This is a genomic window from Bacillus subtilis subsp. subtilis str. 168, assembly GCF_000009045.1.
Lineage (GTDB): Bacteria > Bacillota > Bacilli > Bacillales > Bacillaceae > Bacillus > Bacillus subtilis.
In genome coordinates this window covers 1,998,040-2,014,725 of the sequence record NC_000964.3, presented here as the reverse complement: position 1 = coordinate 2,014,725, position 16,686 = coordinate 1,998,040, and the positions used below count along the sequence as shown (strand labels likewise).

Below are 16,686 nucleotides of genomic sequence, written 5' to 3'. Positions count from 1 at the left end.
TATTGTTTATATCGTTTTGAAAACCTACAATGATTATAGAGTTGTTAGATTTTATGACCGGTATTATCGGAAATTGATCGGGGGAGAGGAATTATGACGTACAATCAAATGCCAAAAGCTCAAGGTCTCTACCGTCCTGAATTTGAACATGATGCATGCGGAATCGGCCTATATGCACACTTAAAGGGCAAGCAGACTCACGACATTGTCAAACAAGGACTTAAGATGCTTTGCCAGCTAGACCATAGAGGAGGGCAAGGCAGTGATCCGGATACAGGAGACGGAGCCGGCTTACTGGTTCAAATCCCTGATGCTTTCTTTAGAAAAGAGTGCAAAAACATCAATCTGCCAGAAAAAGAACGTTACGGGGTAGGAATGGTCTTTTTCTCACAGAAGGAAGATGAAAGAAAAAAAATTGAAAAGCAAATCAATGCACTAATTGAACAAGAAGGCCAAGTCGTTCTTGGATGGAGAACTGTACCTGTAAATGTCGGAAAAATCGGAACAGTGGCGCAAAAAAGCTGTCCGTTTGTCCGTCAGGTATTTATCGGCGCAAGTTCTGATCTAAAGGACAATTTATCTTTTGAACGAAAATTGTATGTCATTCGTAAACAGGCTGAAAATTGGGGAGTAACGGAAGGTCTTGATTTTTATTTTGCCAGTCTTTCAAGCCAGACCATTGTTTACAAAGGCCTTTTAACACCTGAACAGGTTGATGCATTTTATTCTGATCTGCAAGACGAAGCATTCGTTTCTGCTTTTGCGCTTGTTCATTCACGCTTCAGTACCAATACATTCCCTACATGGGAAAGAGCGCATCCTAACCGCTATTTGGTTCACAACGGTGAAATTAACACCCTTCGCGGAAATATCAACTGGATGAGAGCACGTGAGCAGCAATTTGTTTCTGAAAGCTTCGGTGAGGACTTAAACAAGATTTTGCCGATTCTCAATGCTGATGGCAGTGACTCTTCCATTTTGGATAACGCATTTGAGTTTTTTGTGATGGCTGGACGCAAACCGGCACATACGGCAATGATGCTCATTCCAGAGCCTTGGACGGAAAATACGCATATGTCCAAGGAAAAAAGGGCGTTCTACGAGTACCATAGCTCCCTGATGGAGCCTTGGGACGGACCGACAGCTATTTCATTTACTGACGGTAAACAAATCGGGGCGATCCTTGACCGGAACGGTCTCCGTCCGGCCCGTTATTATGTCACAAAAGATGATTATATTATTTTCTCATCTGAAGTAGGCGTTATTGAAGTTGAACAGGAGAACGTTTTATATAAAAACCGCCTTGAGCCTGGGAAAATGCTTTTAATCGACCTGGAAGAAGGCCGTATTATCTCCGATGAGGAAGTCAAAACACAAATTGCAACTGAGTATCCGTACCAAAAATGGCTTGAAGAAGAGCTTGTACAAGTAAATCCTGATCCGGAGTCAAGAGAAGAAGAACAATTTAGTGATCTTCTTACTCGCCAGAAGGCATTCGGATACACATATGAGGATATCCAAAAGTATCTAATTCCTGTTATTAAAGAAGGCAAAGATCCCCTTGGTTCAATGGGGAATGACGCTCCGCTTGCTGTACTTTCTGACCGAGCGCAATCGCTGTTTAACTACTTTAAACAGCTGTTTGCACAAGTAACGAACCCGCCAATCGACGCGATTCGTGAGCAGCTTGTCACTTCAACGATGACTTGGCTCGGTGCGGAAGGCGATCTTCTTCATCCAAGTGAACGAAATGTTCGCCGGATTAAACTGTATACACCTGTTTTATCCAATGAACAGTTTTACGCATTGAAAACGATTGTTCATCCTGATTTAAAAAGCCAAAAAATTGATGTGCTGTTTTCAGAGGATCTTGAACGCGGTTTAAAGGACATGTTCACACAGGCAGAGAAAGCCATCAGCCAAGGCGTAAGTTTGTTAATTTTATCAGACAAAAAGATGAACGAACGACTGACACCAATTCCGCCGCTTCTGGCAGTAAGCGCACTGCACCAGCACTTAATCCGCAAAGGGCTGCGTACGAAGGTCAGCATTATTGTGGAATCGGGAGAAGCACGTGAAGTGCATCACTTTGCAGCGTTAATCGGTTATGGCGCAGATGCGATTAACCCTTATCTCGCTTATGCGACCTACAAGCAGGAAATTGATGAAGGCCGTTTGGATATCAGCTATGAAGAAGCGGTTAGCAAATATGGAAAAAGCATTACTGAGGGCGTCGTAAAAGTGATGTCCAAGATGGGAATTTCAACTGTGCAAAGCTACAGAGGCGCACAAATCTTTGAGGCGGTAGGAATCAGCCGCGATGTGATCGACCGCTATTTCTCAGGTACTGCATCACAGCTAGGCGGCATCGATTTACAAACAATTGCAGAAGAGGCACAGCGCCGCCACCGGGAAGCGTATCAGGATGATTACAGCAAAACGCTTGAACCGGGAAGTGACTTCCAATGGAGAAATGGCGGAGAGCATCATGCGTTTAATCCGAAAACGATTCATACTTTGCAATGGGCGTGCCGCAGAAATGATTACAATCTGTTTAAACAGTATACAAAAGCGGCTGATGAAGAACGCATCGGATTTTTGCGGAACTTGTTCGCATTTGACGGAAACCGCAAGCCTTTGAAGTTGGAGGAGGTTGAATCCGCTGAATCGATTGTCAAACGTTTTAAAACGGGTGCGATGTCATTCGGGTCCTTGAGTAAGGAAGCGCACGAAGCTTTAGCAATCGCAATGAACCGTCTTGGAGGAAAAAGCAACAGCGGTGAAGGCGGAGAAGATCCCAAACGCTTTGTTCCAGATGAGAACGGCGATGATAGAAGAAGTGCGATCAAACAAATTGCATCCGGACGGTTTGGTGTCAAAAGCCATTACCTCGTCAATGCTGATGAGCTGCAGATTAAAATGGCTCAAGGTGCTAAGCCGGGTGAAGGCGGGCAGCTTCCTGGCAACAAGGTATATCCATGGGTTGCCGATGTCCGTGGGTCAACGCCAGGTGTCGGATTAATCTCACCTCCGCCACACCATGACATTTATTCGATTGAGGATTTAGCCCAGCTGATCCACGATTTGAAAAATGCCAACCGTGACGCAAGAATCAGCGTAAAGCTGGTGTCAAAAGCAGGTGTAGGAACAATCGCTGCAGGTGTTGCCAAAGCGACTGCAGATGTCATTGTGATCAGCGGCTATGACGGAGGTACAGGCGCTTCTCCGAAAACCAGTATTAAACATACAGGGCTTCCGTGGGAGCTTGGCCTTGCAGAAGCACATCAAACACTAATGCTGAACGGACTTCGTGACCGTGTTGTATTAGAAACAGATGGAAAGCTCATGACGGGCCGCGACGTTGTGATGGCTGCCTTGCTCGGCGCCGAAGAATTTGGTTTCGCAACGGCTCCGTTAGTTGTACTCGGCTGTGTCATGATGCGTGCCTGCCATTTGGATACATGCCCTGTCGGTGTAGCGACACAAAATCCAGAGCTTCGCAAAAAGTTCATGGGAGATCCTGACCATATTGTGAACTATATGCTGTTCATTGCCGAAGAAGTTCGTGAGTACATGGCTGCGTTAGGCTTCAAGACATTTGATGAAATGATCGGCCGCACTGATGTACTTCATGCAAGTGAACGGGCAAAGGAGCACTGGAAAGCAAGCCAGCTTGATTTGTCTACCCTTCTTTATCAGCCTGAAGGGGTGCGGACGTTCCAATCGCCGCAAAATCATAAAATTGATCAATCACTTGATATTACAACAATTCTCCCGGCCGTACAAGAAGCCATCGAATCTGGAAAAGAAGCTGATATTTCGATTGAAATCAATAATACAAATCGTGTAGCCGGAACGATAACCGGCAGTGAAATCTCAAAGCGTTACGGAGAAGAAGGTCTTCCTGAAGATACAATCAAGCTGCACTTTACCGGATCAGCCGGCCAAAGCTTTGGAGCTTTCGTTCCTAAAGGGATGACGCTTTATTTGGACGGAGACTCAAATGATTACGTCGGAAAAGGGCTTTCTGGCGGAAAAATCATCGTCAAGTCATCAGAAGGATTCAACTCTGCTTCGGATGACAATGTCATTATCGGCAACGTGGCTTTTTACGGTGCGACAAGCGGAGAAGCATATATTAACGGGCGTGCTGGTGAACGCTTTGCCGTTCGAAACAGCGGTGTGAACGTAGTTGTAGAAGGCATCGGCGACCACGGCTGTGAATACATGACTGGCGGCAGCGTTGTCGTTCTCGGTGATGTAGGCAAAAACTTTGCGGCAGGTATGTCCGGCGGAATCGCTTATGTACTGACCGAAGATGTCAAAGCGTTTAAACGCAAATGCAACCTTGAGATGATTTTATTTGAATCATTAGAGGATGAGAAAGAAATCCAGCAAATCAAAGCAATGCTTGAAAGACATACTGCGTATACAAACAGCCAAAAAGCAGAAGATCTGCTAGATCAATGGGAAGACAGTGTGAAAAAATTCGTCAAAGTCATTCCGAAAAACTATAAACAAATGCTCGCAAGCATCGAAGAGCAAAAAGCTGCAGGTTTATCAGATGAAGAAGCCATCATGTTCGCTTTTGAGGCCAACACGAAGCCAAAGCAGAATACAGCAGCATCGGGACAAAAACAAGCGGTAGTACAGTAAGGAAGGGGAGAGGAACATGGGGAAACCAACTGGATTTATGGAGATCAAACGAGAAAAACCTGCGGAGCGGGACCCTCTCACTCGCTTAAAGGATTGGAAAGAATATTCTGCTCCTTTTTCAGAAGAAGCATCGAAACGGCAAGGGGCGCGGTGTATGGATTGCGGTACACCGTTTTGCCAGATCGGTGCGGACATTAACGGATTTACATCCGGCTGTCCGATTTACAACTTAATTCCTGAATGGAATGATCTTGTCTACCGGGGCAGATGGAAGGAAGCATTGGAACGTCTGTTGAAAACAAACAACTTTCCTGAATTCACAGGGCGGGTATGCCCCGCTCCTTGTGAAGGATCATGCACTTTAGCGATTTCAGATCCGGCCGTATCAATTAAAAACATCGAGCGGACCATTATCGATAAAGGATTTGAGAACGGCTGGATTCAACCTAGAATTCCAAAAAAACGAACAGGCAAAAAAGTGGCCATCGTCGGGTCAGGCCCAGCCGGACTGGCGAGTGCTGACCAGCTGAATCAAGCGGGACATTCCGTCACTGTTTTTGAACGAGCAGACAGAGCGGGCGGCCTTTTAACATACGGCATTCCAAACATGAAGCTTGAGAAGGGCATTGTAGAACGCCGAATTAAATTGCTGACGCAAGAGGGAATTGATTTTGTCACGAACACAGAAATCGGTGTTGACATTACAGCTGATGAGCTAAAGGAGCAATTTGATGCTGTGATCTTATGCACAGGCGCTCAAAAACAGCGGGACCTCTTAATCGAAGGACGCGACTCAAAAGGAGTCCATTACGCAATGGACTACCTCACACTTGCAACAAAAAGCTATTTAGATTCTAATTTTAAAGACAAGCAATTCATTGATGCCAAAGGGAAAGATGTCATCGTAATCGGAGGCGGAGATACAGGAGCTGACTGTGTGGCTACCGCTCTGCGTCAAAAAGCCAAAAGCGTGCACCAATTCGGCAAACACCCGAAACTTCCGCCAGCCCGCACGAATGACAATATGTGGCCTGAACAGCCACACGTCTTTACGCTTGAATATGCATACGAGGAAGCAGAAGCAAAATTCGGAAGAGATCCGAGAGAATACTCCATTCAAACGACAAAAATGGTCGCGGATAAAAACGGAAAGCTGAAAGAGCTTCATACCATCCAAATGGAAAAAGTGAAAAATGAGCATGGAAAATACGAGTTCCGCGAGCTGCCTGGAACGGAAAAAGTATGGCCTGCTCAGCTTGTCTTTATCGCTATCGGCTTTGAAGGCACAGAACAGCCGCTGTTGAAACAGTTCGGTGTTAATTCAGTAAATAACAAAATCAGTGCAGCATATGGGGATTATCAAACAAATATCGATGGTGTATTCGCCGCAGGGGATGCAAGAAGAGGGCAAAGCTTAATCGTATGGGCGATTAATGAAGGCCGTGAAGTGGCGCGTGAAGTGGATCGATATTTGATGGGGAGTTCAGTTCTTCCGTAAATAAAGGGGATTATCATATAAGAGAAACCGGTCTGGCTGCCAGCCGGTTTCTTTTTTTATTCCATTACGATCCCGATGTTTCCAAACTGTCTGCCTTCCTGCATTCTTTTATATGCTTCACATGCTTTTTCTAAAGGATATATCCGGTCAATTACAGGCCGCAGCTTATGTTTGTCAATGAAAGCGAGCATAGCTTGAAATTCCTCACCGCTTCCCATCGAGGTTCCCAAAACATTGACCTGAGGAAAGAATAAAGAACGCACCGGAAAACTGAGATTATCCCCTGAGCTTGCCCCAAAGCTGACAATACGGCCATTTGGTTTTACATGGCGGAAGTATTCCGAAAAGAGGGCAGGTCCTATGCTGTCAAGAACAACATCTATCTTTTTTCCCTGCAACTGCTCATCCCAATTGCTGTAGCTGTCAAATGCGTAATCAGCACCTAATTTCAGCGCCTTTTTTCTTTTCTCCTCACTGCGGGAGGTCACGCTTACTGTTGCCCCAATCGCCTTAGCCATAAATAAAGCGTAGGTTGCTACACCGCTGCCGATGCCGGGTATCAATAGATGCTCGCCTTTTTTTAATTGCCCCTTTGTAAACAGAGCCCGATATGCAGTTAAAGCGGATAAAGGTAAAACGCCCGCTTCTTCCCAAGATAAATAAGCAGGTTTTTTGATTGCATTTTGTGAAGGAATGATCACATATTCAGCAAGTGTTCCGTCCGAAGGACCTCCCAGAATCTCAGGTACAGGTGGAACATTTTCTGTCAAATCCCAGTTCAATGTCGGGAAAATGACTACTTCTGTCTGAACAGTAACATTTTTCACGCCTTCACCAATCTCTTCGATGATACCCGCGCCGTCAGAACCCAGTATCATGTGAGGATCTTGTTCAGATTTGTTTTTCATAAGAAACAAGTCACGATGATTCAGGCCTGCAGATTTTAATTTAACCTTTACCTCTCCGTATCCAGGCTTTGTTGATGGAACGTCCTGAACTGATAACCCCAGAAGACCGGCTTTTCCGTTGTGAATTACAGCTTTCATGCTGTCTGCCTCCTCATTAATTGTATTTTCATATCTTTACATATTTTACATAGCGGTTTTCTTCGAGTAAAATGAACAAATATGATAGCCAATATCACTTTTCATCATAGCAAGCAGGTGAGAGCGCGTGGAAAGCGGAGATTTAAAGATTTTTCAGGCTGTTGCTCGCGAAGGAAGCATAACGAAAGCAGCCCAAATGCTGAATTATGTTCAGTCGAATGTGACAGCCAGAGTGCATAACCTTGAGGAAGATTTGAATATCAGGCTTTTTCATCGAACGAATCGGGGAATGAAGCTGACTGCTGCAGGAGAAAATCTTTTACAATATGCAGATCAAGTATTATCGCTGTTAGACCAAGCTGAAAAATCGACCCGAATGAGCAGGCAACCAAAAGGGCCTTTGCGGATCGGATCACTGGAAACAATGGCGGTAACGCATCTGCCTGAGCATGCAGCATCCTTCCTCAGGCGTTTTCCTGAAGTGGATTTATCAGTGAACACAGCTGATACGCATCATTTGATTCAACAGGTTCTTGATCATAAAGTTGATGGCGCTTTTGTATATGGGCCGGTTGAACACGCTGCAGTTAGACAACTCCATGTCTCCCATGATGAATTAGTTTTGATTTCATCACGAGAAGGGACGGCAGAAGACATGCTTCAGCAGCCGATGCTCTTTTTTGGGGCTGGCTGTTCTCATCGTGACAGGGTCAAAAGATTACTAGAGGAAGCAGGCATACACAATCAAAAAATCATAGAGTTTGGCACATTGGAGGCTATTATAAAAGGTGTTTCCGCCGGGATGGGTACGGCGCTGCTCCCAAAGTCCGCTGTTGACGGCTCCGAGCATCGTACAAATGTATGGATTCATCAGCTGCCACCATCATATCAAGACTTAGAGATCGTCTTTATATACAGGAAAGACTTTTTTATTACGAGTGCGTTTCAGACATTTCTTGATGAGATAAACGAAATGAAAAGATGAAGATAGACGTGCATTAGCAGAATAAAGACGTTTGTCAGTTTTTATTTTAAAGATCTGCATGAAAAAACTGTACTCATTTGAAGCGAGTACAGTTTTTTATTTATTTACGTTTTAAATTAATGCCGATCGCCGCGCCGTTTCTGCTTGAATCAGCTACACCTTTAAAGGTGCCGTTTTCATGGTCGATCGATATACTTTGCACGTTTCCGATATCCACCGGACTTGTGCCGAATTTGTGGCCCATGCCGTTTAGCTTGCTGAGGACATCTTTAGGAACTCCGTCTTCGTAACGGTAAGAGCTCATGCTGTTTGTGTAAATTCTCGGCTCTTCAACAGCTGCTTTTAATTCCATACCATATTCAATGTGGTAGAGAATGGTTTGCAAAACGGATGAAATAATTGTGGCCCCGCCAGGAGATCCAACCGTGAGGACAGGCTTGTCATCCTTAAATAAAATCGTCGGGGTCATGCTGCTTAAAGGCCGTTTGTTTGGCTGTACTTCGTTAGCTCCGCCTGGTATCGCATCAAAATCCGTTAATTCATTGTTTAAAATAACACCGTAATCAGGGACCATAATACCCGTTCCGAATAGCTGTTCGATTGTTGTTGTATAAGAAACAACATTTCCCCAACGGTCAGCAACTGTAAAGTGGGTTGTTTGGCCTTCTACTTTGTCTTTCGGCTGTTCAACTTGTTTATAGTTTGCTGATCCTTCTTGGTATTTCCAAGGGTCACCGGCTTTCGGTTTTTTATTCACTTGATCTAGGTTGATTAATTGCTGGCGTTCTTTAATATAATCGGGGTGAAGCAGGCCTTTGAGAGGAACATTTACAAATTCGGGATCACCTGCGTAAGACGCACGGTCGGCATATGACAAATGCATCGTTTCAGCAAGCAGCTGATATTTTTCCCATGAGCGGACATCGTATTGTGAAAGGTTAAAATGATCAAGGATTTTCAGCATTTGCAATAAGAAAATACCGCCGGAGCTTGGAGGAGGAGTAGTAGCGATTTGATAGCCTTGATAATCTCCCCAAATCGGTTCATCAATTGTAATGTCGTAATTTTCTAAATCTTTTTCTGTCATTGATCCGCCGAAATCCTGGACAGTGTCAGAAAGCGTCTTGGCGAATTTTCCTTTATAAAAAGCGTCAGTGCCTTTGGAGCGAATAAGCTTAAATGTTTTAGCCAAATCCTTTTGAATAAGGGTATCTCCTTCTTTAAGCGGTTCGCCATTTGGTAAAAATACATCTTTTGCGGCAGTCCGTGAAAGCTTTTCCTGATAATCAGAAATGGCCTCTGCCAACACCGAATCAATCGGAAAGCCTTTTTCAGCGAGTTTAATAGAAGGGGTAATTAATTGCTTCATCGAACGGGTTCCCCATTTATCCAAGGCTTCTTCCAGCCCTTTCAGAGTGCCTGGAACACCAACGGCAGTACCTTTTGTTACACGTTCAGAGAAAGGAATTGCTTTGCCGTTTTCGTCCAGAAACATATCAGGAGTTGCGCCTGCTGGAGCACGCTCACGGCTGTCGATTATCGTTGTATCCTTCGTTTTTCCGTCATACACCATCATAAAACCGCCGCCGCCAATACCTGACATCATCGGCTCTGTTACATTGAGTGCAAATTGAATGGCAACCGCTGCGTCAATAGCATTTCCTCCTTTTTTCAGCACATCAGCACCGATTTCAGAAGCAAGAGGATGTGCGGTCGCAACCATGCCGTCTTTTCCAACATCTACTTGTTTGTACTCATCGTAGCTTTTGGGCGGTTTTTTAGCTTCCGCGTGAAAAGGGACACTTCCAGCGACTAACAGAACACTAAGCAGAGCTGTTAAACAGACGTTCCACGTTCTTTTCATGTTCTCCCTCCTATATGAAGCTGTATTGTTACAATCTTAGCGTAAAAAAATTACAGCGTTTTCACAAGTGACAAATGGTATATTATATAGTGCATAATGCCGTTTTTCTGTGCAGAATTGATTATATTGATATGAGCCATGTGCTATATTAGAATCAGCATACGGATTAAGAAGGGACTGCTATATGTATTTAACGATTGAAGAAACAGCAGAATATACAAATCTTTCAGAGGATTATATTAAAAGCTTGGTGCTCGAAGGGAAAATCAGAGCCGTTCATGACGGGGAGCAATTTTTGATTTATAAGGAACAGTTCAAAACGCATCTCGAACAGCTGGAGAATTACAAAGCACTTGTGCAGGAAATATTAAATGAACCGATCCCGGAAGATATTGATGTAAAGGATGAGGATTAGGACACAATTTGAAATTGTGTCTTTTTTTGTATATTTTTGCGGAAGCTCCAGAAAATTGGGAGTGTCAGATTTCATTTTAAGAGGTTTTTTGATGATTAGTAGGGGGATAAGTATCCAAGAGGTTAAAAGCTTTATAAGAGGCTTTAAAGCTTATTTTATAGGGTGAAGGTTGGAAGAAGCTTTTTTAAAAGCTTATGTAACACTATGTATATTATGTTACATAAACGCCGCCGCACTTTGACATTCAACGTTTTTCAGCTATAATAGTAACATAGACCTCAAAATGTTACATAACGGTTTTTAAGGAGTTTTTTGATGCATATTGTACAGCCGATTCGCAGTCTAGAGAAAATCCAAGAAGTCAAACAGTATTTGCTTAACAAAAACAAGCGGGATTATTTTCTGTTTATTTTCGGCATCAACAGCGCGCTCCGTATTTCTGATATTCTGCCGCTGCAAGTGAAGGACGTTCAAAATAAAGATCATTTATGGGCGACTGAAAGCAAAACGAAAAAGAAAAGAAAGATTCTTATTTTAGAATCGCTGAAACAGGAAATATACGAGTATACGAAAGACATGAAGGAAAACGAATATCTTTTTAAATCAGTGCGGACCAGGAAGCCGATTTCCCGCATTCAGGCCTACAGAATTTTAAGAGAGGCCGCTGCAGCGTGCGGACTTGAGGAGATAGGGACGCATACACTCCGGAAAACGTTTGGCTATCATTTTTATCAGCGAACGAAAGACATCGCCGAGCTGCAGAGAATACTGAATCATTCATCACCATCAATTACAATGCGGTATATCGGTATTGATGAAGATACGACAAGAGCCGCATATAAGGTTTTTGGAGGGCTTTAATACAAATCGCTTGAAAATATTGATCATCAGAGCTACTATATAAATACCAAAAGCTCTAGTAGCACAGCGGATAGTGCAGCAGTTTCCTAAACTGCAGGTCGGGAGTTCGAATCTCTCCTAGAGCGTTATATTCACAAAAAGACAACAGGCACTTTTCGCCTGTTGTCTTTCTTTATGCAAACCAAATAAAAAACGCCCGCTTATACCGGGCGTTTTTCTTATATAACTGCGTCAAATTGATTGACTTTCCATTTTTTATTTTCTTTCACAAATGTCACTTTCCGTTTTGCAGAAGGGGATCCGTCTAATGTAGGGACAGTAAATTCGTATGTGATTGTGCTGCCTTTTTTAGAGATCAGTTTAGCAGTTGATTTTTTCCAATTCAAAAGATTGTCTCCGTCACCGATTGGAACAGCAAGTTTTCCTTTTGAAACAGTGAAATGATAATCTTTAAAGCCTTTTTCGATTGCTGTTTTTGTAAAAATAGGAGTTAAATAATTCACCGCTTTTGCTTTAGTGCCTAGATCACTGCACATGTATACATATTGAAGATTTTGATACTCGAATGTGCCTGATGGGCAAACTGCTTTTTTCACCTTCGGATTGTGGCCGCTCATGGTGTTCCAAAAATGTTCTCTAGCGGATAATGCCAACTGTAATGCTTGTTTTTGTGATAAATCGCCTGATGTATTTTTCGCAAATGCATTTGTGCTTAATGACAGAATAAGTGCAATGGTTGTTAGAAATAGAAGACATTTTTTCATTATCGCTCTCTCCTTCAAAATCTCTTTCTCTTATGTTACAAATGTTACAATAATTACGGATAGATTACAATACTTTTGCATAAATTATTTTTTATTCTTTTACTCACAAAAAATACGCCATTACTTGCTAGTTTATTCTTCATAAGCTAAAAAGATGTGTAAAATTAGAAGAATCGGGAAGGGTTTCATAAGTGCAGTGATGAATAATAACATGTTACATATCCTGTTTTTGTCAAAAAATGAGGGCATGTTTAAAAACGATTTCAAATAAAGGAGTCCTTTAATATGGAAACATCACAAGAACCTCTTGTAACTCAAAAGAAAAGCAAACCATCAGTTTGGCGGTCGATGTCACTCTTTTTAGTGCCGCTTCTGCTGAGCAATGTGCTGCAATCAGTCGGCCAGCTAGTCGGGATGATGGCTGTAGGCAGATGGCTCGGTGTTGATGCAGTGGCAGCTGTATCATCCTTTTTCCCGTTATTTTTTCTTTTAATCTCATTTACGATTGGGATCGGTTCAGGAAGTTCGATTCTGATAGGACAAGCTTACGGAGCGAAAAATGAGGAACGGCTAAAGGCTGTTGTCGGGACGACACTCACGTTTACATTTTTATTAGGCGTTGTGTTAGCCGTTATCGGCAGTATTTTCACCCTGGATATCCTTCGTTTAATGGGAACACCTGAAAATGTCATTCATGTCAGCGCTAACTATGCACGTATTTTATTTTATGCTATGCCGTTTATGTTTTTATATTTTGCATATACTACCTTTTTGCGCGGAACAGGAGATTCCAAGACACCGTTTTATACGCTGATTGTGAGCACGGTCATCAACATCGCGCTTTTGCCTGTTTTAATCCTTGGCATGTTTGGTTTTCCGAAACTGGGCATATACGGCTCGGCATATGCAACTGTCATTTCCACGATTGCGACTTTTCTCGTGTTAATGGTGTATTTACGAAAGCGAAAACACCCGCTGCAATTTGATAAAACAGTGCGTCGTTATTTGAAAATGGATAAGGAACTGCTGGTTCTCCTGCTGCGTCTTGGGGTCCCAGCAAGCATCAATATGATTCTTGTCTCATTATCAGAGATAGCGGTTATTTCATTCGTCAATCATTACGGCTCTAATGCAACAGCTGCATACGGAGTGGTCAACCAGGTGGCCAGCTATGTACAGATGCCGGCCGTCAGCCTTGGTATTGCGGTTTCTATTTTCGCTGCGCAATCGATCGGAGCAAACGAGTTTGACCGCTTAAAGCAGGTCATTCGCGTTGGGATTTGGCTGAATTATATCATTGGCGGCGTACTGATCATTCTGATCTATGTTTTTTCACATCAGATTTTATCGTTATTTTTAACCGAGCAAGAGACGCTTTACATTGCGCACCGTCTTTTGATGATTACACTGTGGAGCTATTTGCTGTTTGGAAATGCCCAAATTATTTCTGCAACGATGCGGGCAAGCGGAACAGTTTTATGGCCGACCGTCATCAGTATTTTTGCAATCTGGGGAGTAGAGGTGCCTGTCGCTTTCGTCCTTTCTCACTATACAAAGCTTGAAATACTCGGCGTCTGGGTTGGTTATCCAGCTGCGTTTGCCGTCAGCTTGCTGTTGATTTATGGGTATTATCAATTCGTCTGGAAAAAGAAACAAATCACACGTCTCATCCAATAGCCTCCGAATCACACCGTTCATAAGTTTGAACGGTGTTTTTTTATTTGATAGGGGAAAATATAAAATGGAGGAAATATGGTACAGTACATTGAATTCTTATACTAGCAATGAATCAAGGAGAGGTTGAGTAAACATGGCAAACTTTATTGAGAAAATCACGTATTTGGGAACGCCGGCCATCAAAGCGGGCAACGAACATCTAGAAATGATTGTTGTCCCTGAGTGGGGGAGCAACGTCATTTCTCTCGTGGACAAAACAACAAATGTCCAGCTTTTGCGTGAACCGGAAACAGCAGAAAGTTTTCACGACACACCAACATTGTATGGCATTCCAATCCTGTTCCCGCCTAACCGCATAAGTGACGGTACATTCAGTTTCCGGGGCAGAACGTATCATTTTGATATCAACGAGAAGGATAAACACAACCATCTTCACGGGTTTCTTTACCATGAAAAGTGGAATGTCGTGACCACGAAGCAAACTGATGAAGGAGTGATTGTTGAAACAGAAATTGATCTTTCTGAGCTTCCCCATGTGCAGAAGCAATTTCCTCATCATGCCGTCGTTCGGATGACATACACGATCAAGGAGAATACCCTATTTAAACATGCGACGGTCATGAACAAAGGAAAGGAAGCGTTTCCTTGGGGAATTGGTTATCATACTACATTTATATTTCCGGCAGAAAGCTCGTTATTCTCCCTGACAGCAGATCAGCAATGGGAGTTGGATGAACGCCTGCTGCCGACCGGGAAGCTGATGGATGTCCCGTATAAAGAAGCTTTGCATGAAGGAATGGATTTGCGCCACAAGCAGCTGGATGATGTCTTTTTATCTTCTTATCAGAAGAGGGGCGGAGAAAACCAGGCAGTCATTTATCATCAGCATGCACATATCAGCATTATTTATAAGGCAGATGAACAGTTTAAACATTGGGTTGTATACAATGCGGACGGAAAACAAGGGTATTTATGCCCTGAGCCTTACACATGGGTGACAAACGCAGTGAATCTTGATTTACCTTCGTCACTCACTGGTTTACAAGTGCTGGAGCCGGGAGAAGAAACGACAGCTAAAAGCAGTATCACCATTGAACTGAATCATCAATAGCCAATGATGAAGCGCAGAGAGGCGGGGAAATTAATGAAAAAAAGCATAAAGCTTTATGTTGCTGTTTTACTGCTTTTCGTCGTTGCTTCGGTGCCTTATATGCATCAGGCTGCGCTTGCCGCTGAAAAACAAGATGCACTTTCCGGGCAGATCGATAAGATTTTAGCTGATCATCCTGCCCTCGAAGGCGCAATGGCCGGCATCACCGTTCGCTCTGCGGAAACAGGTGCTGTTCTATATGAACATTCAGGAGACACCCGAATGAGGCCTGCCTCTTCTCTAAAGCTTTTGACAGCGGCCGCGGCACTTTCTGTCCTTGGCGAGAACTATTCTTTTACAACCGAGGTCCGGACGGATGGAACACTGAAAGGGAAAAAGCTGAATGGTAACCTTTATTTGAAAGGGAAAGGCGATCCGACACTTTTACCATCTGATTTTGACAAAATGGCTGAGATATTGAAACATTCCGGCGTAAAAGTAATTAAAGGCAATCTGATCGGTGATGATACGTGGCATGATGACATGCGATTATCACCTGATATGCCTTGGAGCGATGAATACACATATTATGGCGCGCCAATCTCCGCTCTAACAGCGTCTCCAAACGAAGACTATGATGCAGGCACTGTGATTGTTGAGGTCACCCCAAATCAAAAAGAAGGGGAAGAGCCTGCCGTGTCTGTCTCTCCGAAAACCGATTATATAACGATAAAGAACGATGCTAAAACGACTGCTGCCGGTTCAGAGAAAGACCTCACAATCGAAAGAGAGCATGGAACAAACACGATTACAATTGAAGGGAGCGTACCGGTTGACGCAAACAAGACAAAGGAATGGATTTCTGTCTGGGAGCCTGCCGGATATGCCTTAGATTTATTTAAGCAGTCACTAAAAAAACAAGGTATTACTGTGAAAGGGGACATCAAGACGGGTGAAGCACCTAGTTCTTCAGATGTGCTGCTCTCTCATCGCTCAATGCCTTTATCGAAACTTTTTGTGCCGTTCATGAAATTAAGTAATAACGGACATGCCGAAGTGCTCGTAAAAGAGATGGGGAAAGTGAAAAAAGGAGAAGGGAGCTGGGAAAAGGGGCTCGAAGTGTTAAACAGTACGCTTCCGGAATTTGGTGTTGATTCTAAATCACTCGTCTTAAGGGACGGATCAGGAATCTCACATATTGATGCTGTATCCTCAGATCAACTTTCACAGCTGTTATATGACATTCAGGATCAGAGTTGGTTCTCGGCTTATCTAAATTCTTTACCTGTTGCGGGGAATCCTGACAGAATGGTGGGCGGAACGCTGAGAAACCGCATGAAAGGCACTCCTGCACAAGGAAAAGTAAGAGCAAAAACCGGATCGCTCAGTACGGTAAGCTCTCTATCGGGGTACGCAGAAACAAAGAGCGGAAAAAAACTTGTTTTCTCTATTCTTCTAAATGGATTGATTGATGAAGAGGATGGAAAAGATATTGAGGATCAAATCGCTGTCATTTTGGCAAATCAATAATAGCGGGAGACCTGTTTTCCAAGAGAAAACAGGTTTTTTTATGTCTGTAATAACGCTTTGTCGAACCTTCCAACAATTAGAAGAATGATGCACAAAAGAAAATTAGTCCGATTAAAAAGTAGTGTATAAGACCTTATGTAAAACAATACTTTTATCACTTTATATCCGGAAATTTGATAAAAAAAGAAACGAAAAATAAAGAAATAATACTATATTCAAAAAAAATGTTATAAAAATTTAATGTTTTTTATTGTACTTTAAAAAATATCCGTTAATATAGTGCATATATGGATTATATAG

The 16,686-nt window shown here is 43.0% G+C and carries 11 protein-coding genes and 1 tRNA gene; 9 read left to right on the top strand and 3 right to left on the bottom strand.

Annotation, left to right across the window (positions count from 1 at the left end; translation table 11 throughout):
* Positions 1-93 precede the first annotated feature (93 nt).
* Positions 94-4,656, top strand: a complete 4,563-nt coding sequence (gene gltA, locus BSU_18450) for a glutamate synthase (large subunit, NADP-dependent) (protein ID NP_389727.2) — start codon at positions 94-96, stop codon at positions 4,654-4,656.
* Between the two features lie 16 nt (positions 4,657-4,672).
* On the top strand, positions 4,673-6,154 hold the full coding sequence (gene gltB, locus BSU_18440) for a glutamate synthase (small subunit, NADP-dependent) (protein NP_389726.2): 1,482 nt from the start codon (positions 4,673-4,675) through the stop codon (positions 6,152-6,154).
* A gap of 56 nt (positions 6,155-6,210) precedes the next feature.
* Here the strand turns inward: gltB and yogA are convergent, their stop codons facing one another.
* Positions 6,211-7,200: a putative oxidoreductase gene (yogA, locus tag BSU_18430; protein ID NP_389725.1), complete on the bottom strand. Its 990-nt coding sequence runs from the start codon at positions 7,198-7,200 to the stop codon at positions 6,211-6,213.
* 127 nt (positions 7,201-7,327) lie between these two features.
* On the opposite strand from yogA, the gene ftsR reads away from it, so the two are divergent.
* A complete protein-coding gene (ftsR, locus tag BSU_18420) occupies positions 7,328-8,185 on the top strand; it encodes a transcriptional regulator (LysR family) (protein ID NP_389724.1) in 858 nt (285 codons plus the stop codon).
* A gap of 100 nt (positions 8,186-8,285) precedes the next feature.
* On the opposite strand, the gene ggt is transcribed toward ftsR, so the two are convergent.
* Positions 8,286-10,049 (bottom strand): membrane bound gamma-glutamyltranspeptidase, encoded by a 1,764-nt coding sequence (gene ggt / locus BSU_18410; RefSeq protein ID NP_389723.1) that lies wholly within the window; start codon positions 10,047-10,049, stop codon positions 8,286-8,288.
* 184 nt (positions 10,050-10,233) lie between these two features.
* Here ggt and yoeD point away from each other — a divergent pair, with 184 nt between their 5' ends.
* The 3 genes from yoeD to trnSL-Arg1 all read left to right on the top strand — a co-directional run bounded on the left by yoeD (position 10,234) and on the right by trnSL-Arg1 (position 11,450).
* Positions 10,234-10,464 (top strand): putative excisionase, encoded by a 231-nt coding sequence (yoeD, locus tag BSU_18400; protein ID NP_389722.1) that lies wholly within the window; start codon positions 10,234-10,236, stop codon positions 10,462-10,464.
* Between the two features lie 315 nt (positions 10,465-10,779).
* The gene (gene yoeC, locus BSU_18390) at positions 10,780-11,325 is read left to right on the top strand and encodes a putative bacteriophage integrase (RefSeq protein ID NP_389721.2); all 546 of its coding nucleotides are present in this window, start codon (positions 10,780-10,782) and stop codon (positions 11,323-11,325) included.
* 52 nt (positions 11,326-11,377) lie between these two features.
* Positions 11,378-11,450, top strand: a tRNA-Arg gene (trnSL-Arg1, locus tag BSU_tRNA_85).
* Between the two features lie 93 nt (positions 11,451-11,543).
* Here trnSL-Arg1 and iseA read toward each other — a convergent pair.
* A complete protein-coding gene (gene iseA / locus BSU_18380; RefSeq protein NP_389720.2) occupies positions 11,544-12,089 on the bottom strand; it encodes an inhibitor of DL-endopeptidases involved in cell-separation in 546 nt (181 codons plus the stop codon).
* 285 nt (positions 12,090-12,374) lie between these two features.
* On the opposite strand from iseA, the gene yoeA reads away from it, so the two are divergent.
* The 3 genes from yoeA to dacC all read left to right on the top strand — a co-directional run bounded on the left by yoeA (position 12,375) and on the right by dacC (position 16,386).
* Positions 12,375-13,766, top strand: coding sequence for a putative Na+-driven efflux transporter (yoeA, locus tag BSU_18370; RefSeq protein NP_389719.2), 1,392 nt, complete (start codon positions 12,375-12,377; stop codon positions 13,764-13,766).
* Between the two features lie 133 nt (positions 13,767-13,899).
* The gene (gene galM, locus BSU_18360) at positions 13,900-14,877 is read left to right on the top strand and encodes an aldose 1-epimerase (RefSeq protein NP_389718.1); all 978 of its coding nucleotides are present in this window, start codon (positions 13,900-13,902) and stop codon (positions 14,875-14,877) included.
* A 33-nt stretch (positions 14,878-14,910) separates the two neighbouring features.
* Positions 14,911-16,386 (top strand): D-alanyl-D-alanine carboxypeptidase, encoded by a 1,476-nt coding sequence (gene dacC, locus BSU_18350; protein ID NP_389717.1) that lies wholly within the window; start codon positions 14,911-14,913, stop codon positions 16,384-16,386.
* Positions 16,387-16,686: the final 300 nt, after the last annotated feature.